The sequence below is a fragment of the Chitinimonas sp. genome (assembly GCF_041904975.1).
Lineage (GTDB): Bacteria > Pseudomonadota > Gammaproteobacteria > Burkholderiales > Chitinimonadaceae > Chitinimonas.
The window spans coordinates 1-7,557 of the sequence record NZ_JAYRLZ010000216.1; the positions used below are offsets into that span (position 1 = coordinate 1).

General features: G+C 56.5%; 9 protein-coding genes. 1 reads left to right on the forward strand and 8 read right to left on the reverse strand.

Annotated features, from left to right (window positions below; all coding sequences use genetic code 11):
- Window positions 1–133 precede the first annotated feature (133 nt).
- The 4 genes from ACE3OH_RS16835 to ACE3OH_RS16850 all read right to left on the reverse strand — a co-directional run bounded on the left by ACE3OH_RS16835 (window position 134) and on the right by ACE3OH_RS16850 (window position 2,526).
- Window positions 134–637 (reverse strand): GNAT family N-acetyltransferase, encoded by a 504-nt coding sequence (locus tag ACE3OH_RS16835; protein WP_374355631.1) that lies wholly within the window; start codon window positions 635–637, stop codon window positions 134–136.
- A 2-nt stretch (window positions 638–639) separates the two neighbouring features.
- Entirely contained in the window at window positions 640–1,041 is a 402-nt protein-coding gene (locus ACE3OH_RS16840; RefSeq protein ID WP_374355634.1) for an MAPEG family protein, read from the reverse strand.
- A 47-nt stretch (window positions 1,042–1,088) separates the two neighbouring features.
- Window positions 1,089–1,571 carry a DUF456 domain-containing protein gene (locus ACE3OH_RS16845; RefSeq protein ID WP_374355637.1) on the reverse strand — a complete coding sequence of 161 codons (483 nt, stop codon included), beginning with the start codon at window positions 1,569–1,571 and terminating at the stop codon, window positions 1,089–1,091.
- A gap of 274 nt (window positions 1,572–1,845) precedes the next feature.
- Window positions 1,846–2,526, reverse strand: coding sequence for a Bax inhibitor-1/YccA family protein (locus tag ACE3OH_RS16850; RefSeq protein ID WP_374355640.1), 681 nt, complete (start codon window positions 2,524–2,526; stop codon window positions 1,846–1,848).
- 257 nt (window positions 2,527–2,783) lie between these two features.
- Between ACE3OH_RS16850 and nhaR the strand changes: the two genes are divergently transcribed.
- On the forward strand, window positions 2,784–3,680 hold the full coding sequence (nhaR, locus tag ACE3OH_RS16855) for a transcriptional activator NhaR (protein ID WP_374355643.1): 897 nt from the start codon (window positions 2,784–2,786) through the stop codon (window positions 3,678–3,680).
- A gap of 200 nt (window positions 3,681–3,880) precedes the next feature.
- Here the strand turns inward: nhaR and ACE3OH_RS16860 are convergent, their stop codons facing one another.
- The 4 genes from ACE3OH_RS16860 to ACE3OH_RS16875 form a co-directional block, all read right to left on the reverse strand.
- Window positions 3,881–4,669, reverse strand: a complete 789-nt coding sequence (locus ACE3OH_RS16860) for a hypothetical protein (RefSeq protein ID WP_374355648.1) — start codon at window positions 4,667–4,669, stop codon at window positions 3,881–3,883.
- A gap of 451 nt (window positions 4,670–5,120) precedes the next feature.
- Window positions 5,121–5,927, reverse strand: coding sequence for a hypothetical protein (locus tag ACE3OH_RS16865; RefSeq protein WP_374355651.1), 807 nt, complete (start codon window positions 5,925–5,927; stop codon window positions 5,121–5,123).
- Window positions 5,928–6,025: 98 nt separating this feature from the next.
- Window positions 6,026–6,715, reverse strand: coding sequence for a hypothetical protein (locus ACE3OH_RS16870; protein ID WP_374355654.1), 690 nt, complete (start codon window positions 6,713–6,715; stop codon window positions 6,026–6,028).
- Between the two features lie 116 nt (window positions 6,716–6,831).
- Window positions 6,832–7,434 carry a hypothetical protein gene (locus tag ACE3OH_RS16875; RefSeq protein ID WP_374355657.1) on the reverse strand — a complete coding sequence of 201 codons (603 nt, stop codon included), beginning with the start codon at window positions 7,432–7,434 and terminating at the stop codon, window positions 6,832–6,834.
- Between the last annotated feature and the right edge of the window lie 123 nt (window positions 7,435–7,557).

A 7,557-nucleotide genomic window follows, 5' to 3' on the forward strand; every position in this document is an offset into this window, starting at 1 on the left:
TCAAATTCAAGCCAAGGACGCGCCGAGCGTATCATCCGACGCGCGAAAAGCGCGGTAGCGCTGTCCTGCGGGTTCCGGGCCGGCCCCGGTCAGCGCCCCGCGCAATGCGGCTGGAAGCGGGTTCGGCGCTTCCTTAGGCGCACGGTTTGGCAACAAAGCCGCGCTCGGCATCGCCATCGAAACCGAGCGAGGCGTACAGGCGATGCGCCTCGCTGCGCTGCGCGCCGGACAGCAGCATCACCTTGTAGCAGCCAAGCGAACAGGCGAGCGTCAGCGCATGCGCCATGACCCGGCGTGCATGCCCCTGGCCGCGATGGCTGGCCAGCGTCACCACATGTTCGATCAGCCCATAGCTGCGACCGCCACTGGCCAGATTGGGCAATACGGCGAGGCAGCAGGTCGCCACCAGCAGGCCATCGATTTCGCAGACCAGCAGATGCATGGATGGGTGCCCAAGCAGGTCGGCAAACAGCTGCGCTGCGGCCTCGGGAGCGAGGACCGGGTCATGCGGGCGCAGCTCCCGGTACAAGGCCAGGATGCCATCGAGGTCGGCGCCGATTGCGTGGCGAACCAGGCCGGAATCGCCTGCGCTGTGTGAATCGGCGGAAAAGCTTGCCAATGCAGTCTGTTCATCCATGGCTAGTGTTGGCCGGCATTCAATACCAGCAACACCCACATACCGAGCACCGCCAGGAAATTGATGGTGAACACCACGCCGCGCAAACGGACATTGCTGGTGAGGATTTGCACCAGGCTATGCAGCAGGCGCCCGCCGACAAACAGCCAGGCCAGCGCCCACTGCTTGATATCAAGCGATGCTTGCTGGATCAGCATCAGGCAAGCCAGATGGAAGAACAGTGGCCATTCGAACTGATTGCTCAGGTTGGCGCTGATCCGCCGCTCGATGCTGGCATAGGGGTTGCTACCATCGGGATTGCGCCCCAGGCCCCAGATGGCGGGTGCCCGGGCAAGGGTGAGCAGCACATAAAGGCCAGCGGCCAGGGCCAGATGCATGGCCATCGGGTAGATCAAGGCATTCATCGGGCCATCATGCCGCAAATCCGCGTGGAGCGGGTACGCTGCACCGCTTACCAGAGCAGGGCGGCGACAAAAATGCCCACCATGGTCAGGGTCAGAACCACCTTGGCGATCATCCCCAGCATCATGCCCATCCAGGTGGCCAACCCCACCTTGGCGGCATGCTGGTGATCGCGGCGGGCCAGGTATTCACCCAGTGCCGCGCCGAGCAGTGGCATGAACAGTACGCCGATCAGGCCCATGAACAGGCCGGCCACCGTGCCGATAGCAGCGCCTACCAGCGCGGACTTGCTGGCACCGGCGCGTTTGGCCCCCATCAGCCCGGCTACATAGTCGAGCACCCATGCGAGCAGCGCCAGAATGCTGATCAGTACCAGGGTAGTTACGCCTACCCGGTTGAAGTCGTCGATCCAGGCGCCCAGTGCGATGCCGGCCCACACCAGCAGGGTGCCCGGCAACACCGGCAACACGGTGCCGGCGAGTCCGAGCAGGATCAGGGCGATGCTGGCAATCCACAGCAAGGTAGGAGTCAAGCGGAATTCTCCGGTCAGAAAACCTGCACATCGGGTAGAGGCAAGCGGCACCGTTTTATGCTGCTTGCAGCCGAGCGTAGGACAGTTTCGCGGCGTGGTGCATGCCGCGCAAGCCTTCGCGTGACGCAGCAAAAAAATGCCCGGGCAGGAGCGGGTCGCTGCCCAGGCAGAGGGGATGGATCGGTGGTGAATCAACGGCGATTTGGCGGGCAGCCCGGGTGCGGCTGCCCTGTGCAAGCTACGCCGCGTTACTCAAGGTTCATGCACGGCCCGCTTAGTCGTCACTGCCCAGAAAGCCCAGCAACTGCAACAGGCTGGTGAACAGATTGAAGATCGACACGAACAGGGTCACCGTTGCCAGCACATAGTTGGTCTCGCCACCGTGGATGATGTTGCTGGTCTCATACAGGATAAGACCGGACATCAGCAGCACGAAGGCGGCCGACACGGTGAGCGACAGGGCCGGGATATTGAAGAAGAACGCTGCGAGGCCGGCAATGAAGGCGAGCAGGGTGCCCACCATCAGAAAGCCTCCCATGAAGCTGAAGTTCTTCTTCGTCGTCACCGCATAGGCCGACAGGCTGATAAAGATCAGGGCGGTAGCCCCCATCGCCTGCATGACGATCTCGCCACCATTGGGCAGGCTGAGGTAGCGGCTGATGATCGGGCCAAGCGTGTATCCCATGAAGCCGGTCAGCGCGAACACCAGGCCAACCGCCCAGCCGCTGTTCTGCATCTTGTGGATGGCGAACAGCAGGCCGAAATAGCCGACCATGGTAATGATGATGCCCGGGTGCGGTAGCTTGAGCGCTACGGATATGCCCGCCACGGCGGCCGAAAACAGCAGGGTCATCGACAACAACATATAGGTGTTGCGGATGACGCGGTTGCTGGCGAGAACCGATTCGCTGCCGCCATGGGGTAGCGAGACGGCGGTTTGTTTGCTGAGGTCCATTTGAAACTCCTTGAAGTGGTCAATCCGGAAAGACGACGCCCTGACGCGCCCGGAAACTGGCTATCGCCTGCATGGGCTGGTCGGCAATCGTTTGCATGCGCCTTGTGTGCGGCTCAGGCGGGGCGATGCGGATGAGATGGCGGCTGCATTGCGCACTCCTTTCAAGCGGGTTCAAAGCTCTGACAAAGATAGGGCTTGAATTGCCATGAGAAAAGCCGAATTATCCTGATGGTTACATCGCAAAAAGACGAAGTATCATGAACCTGAGACATCTGCGGAATTTCTGGACGGTGGCGCGCATGGGTGGCGTTGCCAAGGCGGCTGAGCGGCTGGGCCTGACCTCGCAAACCGTCAGCGGCCAGGTAGGCCAGCTAGAGCAGGACCTTGGCGTCGCCTTGTTCCGGCCTGCCGGGCGCGGGCTGGAGTTGACCGAGGCTGGCCGCATGGCGCTGTCGTATGCAGACGAGATCATCCAGCTCGGCGATGAAATGAAGACGGCGCTGGCCTCGCCCCAGTATCAGTCTCTGCCGGTGCTGCGCGTCGGCATCACCGATGTGCTGCCGAAAACCATCGCCTATCGCCTGCTGTCGCCGGTAGGCGCATTGCCCGAGCCGGTGCGCCTGGTGTGCCGTGAAGGCCATCTGGATGTATTGCTGGCCGAACTGGCCCTGCACCGGCTGGATCTGCTGGTGGCCGACCGGCCGATGCCTCCCGGGCTGTCGATTCGCGGTCACAACCACAAGCTCGGCGAAAGCGCCGTGGCTTTCTTCGGCCGTGCCAGCCTGAATCCGCAAGGGCGGCCTTTCCCCGACTGCCTGGATGCGGCGCCCTTGCTGCTGCCCGGCCATAGCGCGACGGTGCGCGGGCATATCGACCGCTGGCTCAGCGAACAGCGCCTGTCGCCGCGCATTTTCGGCGAATTTGACGATGGCGCGCTGCTGAAGGCGTTTGGCGAGGCGGGTAGCGGTTACTTTCCCGGTCCGGAGCTACTCAAGGATGAAATCTGTGCCCGCTACCAGGTGCAGTGCATCGGCCAGACCGATGACGTTCGCGAGAGCTTCTGGGCCATATCGGTGGAGCGACGCATCAACCACCCGGCAATCAAGGTGGTGCTTGATGCTGCGCGCACCTTGTTTCGTGCCCAGCCTAAATGAAGGCGAGCGCGCCCTGCGGCGAGTAGCCCGAATAGAAGCGATGCTACAACTTAAACCAAATGCCCTCCAGGAAACCCGGGGCGGTTCACTTGAGTTAACCGGCATGCGACAGCGCGACGTAGCCGGCCGAAAATGAATGAAGCCCGGCGTAGGAACGGCGGAGCATGTCCGGTTGAACGATAGGTTAGGCCAATGACCAATTATTCCCTTACAGCCTTTAAGCAATTCCCACACAGCTCGGCAACTACGTCACCACGCCTCAGCGCCAACCAATTACGAAGGGCAGCTTCGCCAAATGCCCCCACCTTTATGTAGTCACGAGTAAAGCCACCACTCCCAGCATTGCCTCGCAATTCTGTGATATGACGACAGTTTGCACGATGGATTTTTACGCTAGACTGCGAATGGCTTTTATTGCAATTCAAAATGTAACCGCTTGCTAAATGCTCAGATATCCACTTCAAGTAATCATCATCATTTTTGAACTCAAAGTACCTACCCTCAGCGGACAAGATATGCGCCCTTGAATTCAGTACACTCAGATCAAGTGAGGAATCAATGTCTTTGTAAATCAATCTTGCAGCCGAAATGTCAAGCTCGTATTTCTTGATATCATCGTAGTACCTAGCTTTTGCAACAGCCAACTCAATTGGACCATAGTAAACAATTCTCAACGAATCATCAATGAATTGAATAATCATCAAATCATCAACAAGACTCAGTGTATTTCCTCCGATGGCGACAAAACCGGACTTTTGCGCAGTAGTCTTTACACTTACCTTTCGGCCTTTTTTACAAACAACATCAAATCCATGCTGATTCGGTGTGCTGGCCAACACACCATCTAGAACAATCGCGCAAAAGAATTCTCCCAATCTTCCAATTAGATGCCTAACCTCAGTTGGCTTAACGGAAAACTCTGAAATTTCAAATCGCACCAAGTCCAGGTACTTTTCATACAAAGACTGTAGGTTGTACGCTTCTTTCATAGAGGTGACCTAACGACTAAGCTAACGGGCGGCAAAAAGCGTAGCTTTTTGACGCCCAGCGAACGAAGTGCGCGGCGTTGAGCGCATTGTTAGGTGCCAACTCCACCGCCAAATGTGGAAAATGGATAGCAAACGCAAAGGGTGGTCTTTGGAAATACTATGCCAAGGAAAATTCCAGCGATGACTGAACAAAGCGCCCACCAACCGATGGTACTAAGCGATACAGGCATTGGGCCTAGCAATAGCCTACCAAGCACGCCAATCCACAAGCACCCGAAGCCACCTACGACAGCGCCTAGAGCTCTATCTTTTCGGGTTATAGGAGCTTGCCACCACTCGACTAAGTTATGAAGTTTTCGTTGTAGATAGCCGAGAACCATAATTGGCACCTAACGTCTGAGGTCACCGGCGCTGCGCGGCTTTATCGCGCAGCGTCCGGTGGACCGATGGGTTAGACCGCGATTTCATTGCTGCCTTCTTCTGGTGCCAACACAATGACATTGCAGCCAAAGAACGTGCGGGCCAAATAGGCGAGCGTGTTGGCGGGCGAACGATTGCGTAGCGCGCTTACGGTGTGGTCTCCGTACCAACGGAAATGCCATTTGTGTTTTTCAACGATGGCAATAAGCTTCTCGTTCCAAGAGCGGACACTGTCTTCGTTGGGTAGGATGCGTTCGTAACGCCAGAAACCTTCGGCGATGTCGTCAAGAAACTGTTTTTGATCAGCACTGGATTCTCGAACCATTCTTGGATCGTTGCTACAGAGGTAGACCGGGTGTCCATCTCTGAATGAGACATGATGGTTGTCGTCGTCGGGAAGTGGGCCGATCTCGGACGGTCGGAAAAATACGGATCGTTCGACGACCTTACGGTTAATGTAGGCGTCGTTTAGCTCAGCGGGTGTATCAAAGTGCGGAGCGACATAGAACACTGGGGCGCCACTTGCTTCGAGGGCAAGCAGCATAGGATGTTGCTGCGAGTGCTTTGTAGGGCGCAGGTGCATGCGAAAGAATGGCGTGGGCAACAGGCCCAGCTGAGCTTCAAAAGCTGAGTACCGCACCATTCGGTGAGAAAGCTTGAACTGTAGGAAGAGCGGAAAACCGGGAAATGGAATTTCAACGTCGTATCCACCACCAGGCTTTCCTTCGTCGTTCAGCGATGGAAAGATCGGCGCAGCTCTCAATCGGAAGGGAAGCGATCTGATGAGCGTTTCGGTGAGCGCGTAGCCGTAGCTGAATTCTGAAATGTCTGGGCTCATAGTGAGGAAGTATTGCGGTCTAACGTAGAGCTAACCGGCGCTGCGCGGCTTTATCGCGCAGCGTCCAGCGCCCGAAGGGAGCGAGGTTGAGCGCCAGGTTAGATTTCAGTTGCTTCAAGGTATTTTCCGAGCGCACGAAGCTCGACCGATGGAAATGCGTGCGGTTTCCAAGTACAGGCCTTGAACGTGCGAAGCAACTCCGACCACTTGGCAAGAGTTGATGGCGACTCAAGCGCCGCCATAGAGTAAAAACCTTCGAGCCTCACCTGTTTGGCAGCGTCAAAGCCAGACATCGCCCACAAAGTGACGATAGAACGAAAGGGTTCTCCGGCTGGAGACTCAAGAAAGTCGAGGAGTTTGTAAAAGGCGTTTAGGCCAACCTTCATCTCTGGTGCGTTGATTTGCTCGAAGAACGGTTCAAGAGTTTGTAGCCCGATCTTTGAGCGTTCTCCATGATGAATGTTTGATACATCCATTCTGAGTGACCAGATGTGCGACTGTACAGAGGCGACTGCGCCTTCGTTAAGATCACGGGCAACCGTGGAAAGGGTGTCCTTAAGAATGCGCCGCAGATTCTCCTTTGATCGGTGTTCACGCCAAGAGCTAAGCAACTCAAAGAGTCCGACAAACAACACGCCATCAAGACATAGCCCAAGTAGTTCGGGTGCGATGTTATTTTGTAGATAGGTGGCGTCTGCTGCCACACCAGGTAGCACGAACCTATAAAGCACGAAGGCCGTTGCAGCGAGAAAGACTAGCAACGCTATTAGGGGCTGGCGAGCGAGCATAGTGTCCTATGAAATCTAACGTGGAAGTGAGGGGCAGCCGGAGCGCGTAGCGCGGAGGGAACCTGCAAGCGCAGCTTGCAGGCTGTCCCTCTCGACTGCAGGGTTAGGATGGTGGCTCATGGTGCGCCCACGAAGCTGTACCGCAGCGAGAATGAATCTTCGATCCACTTCATCACCGTCTTGTCATCGCTGAGCGATGGCATGTTGAGAAAGCCTGGAACCAGATGCTTTTCTCTTATCTCTTGAGCTACTGACGACTTGTCAGTGGCTTCAAGCAGCTTTCCATCTTGAAATACCAGCTCGATCACTCGTGTGTATTTCCAGAAGGGGTGATAGCCCATGTTTACTGCGAGTTCTCGCACAAATCCGCTTGCGACTAGGAGGCCACCGGAGAAGCTCGTTGAAAGATTGAGGTCTTTGTAGAGGCAATTGAATCCGCCCCATGTCTCTGGTTTGATTGGCGCAACACCACTTATGACTGGCCCGTTTGCTGTTTTGTTTTTTACAGGCAATCCCGCATCGTGGAAGACATAAAGATCTCTGAGGAGCAAACGATCTGTGATGAGGTATTCGCCAACCCAGCCACGATAGCAAGCTGTGGATGGAGCTTTTGGATTAAGGCCATGCTCTTTCGGATCAAAAAACTCTGGACCATTGCAGCCGCAGATTTGAAAGCTTTCCCCCCCATACGTTATGCCATCAGTCATTTGTGTTGTCATGGCAAATCCTAACGTGTGAGCTAAGCCGCGCCGGAGCGCAGCGGAGGGAAGCCAAAAGCGTAGCTTTTGGCCGTCGGCTTGAGCGACGGGTTAGGTGCGACTGAAACAGCAGCAGTGGTTGGC

Bases quoted from the DNA above. Each gene is read 5' to 3' on its own strand.
- ACE3OH_RS16835 (WP_374355631.1), bottom strand. From the start codon at position 637: ATGGATGAACAGACTGCATTGGCAAGCTTTTCCGCCGATTCACACAGC.
- ACE3OH_RS16875 (WP_374355657.1), bottom strand. From the start codon at position 7,434: ATGACAACACAAATGACTGATGGCATAACGTATGGGGGGGAAAGCTTT.
- ACE3OH_RS16870 (WP_374355654.1), bottom strand. From the start codon at position 6,715: ATGCTCGCTCGCCAGCCCCTAATAGCGTTGCTAGTCTTTCTCGCTGCA.
- nhaR (WP_374355643.1), top strand. From the start codon at position 2,784: ATGAACCTGAGACATCTGCGGAATTTCTGGACGGTGGCGCGCATGGGT.
- ACE3OH_RS16865 (WP_374355651.1), bottom strand. From the start codon at position 5,927: ATGAGCCCAGACATTTCAGAATTCAGCTACGGCTACGCGCTCACCGAA.
- ACE3OH_RS16860 (WP_374355648.1), bottom strand. From the start codon at position 4,669: ATGAAAGAAGCGTACAACCTACAGTCTTTGTATGAAAAGTACCTGGAC.
- ACE3OH_RS16850 (WP_374355640.1), bottom strand. From the start codon at position 2,526: ATGGACCTCAGCAAACAAACCGCCGTCTCGCTACCCCATGGCGGCAGC.
- ACE3OH_RS16840 (WP_374355634.1), bottom strand. From the start codon at position 1,041: ATGAATGCCTTGATCTACCCGATGGCCATGCATCTGGCCCTGGCCGCT.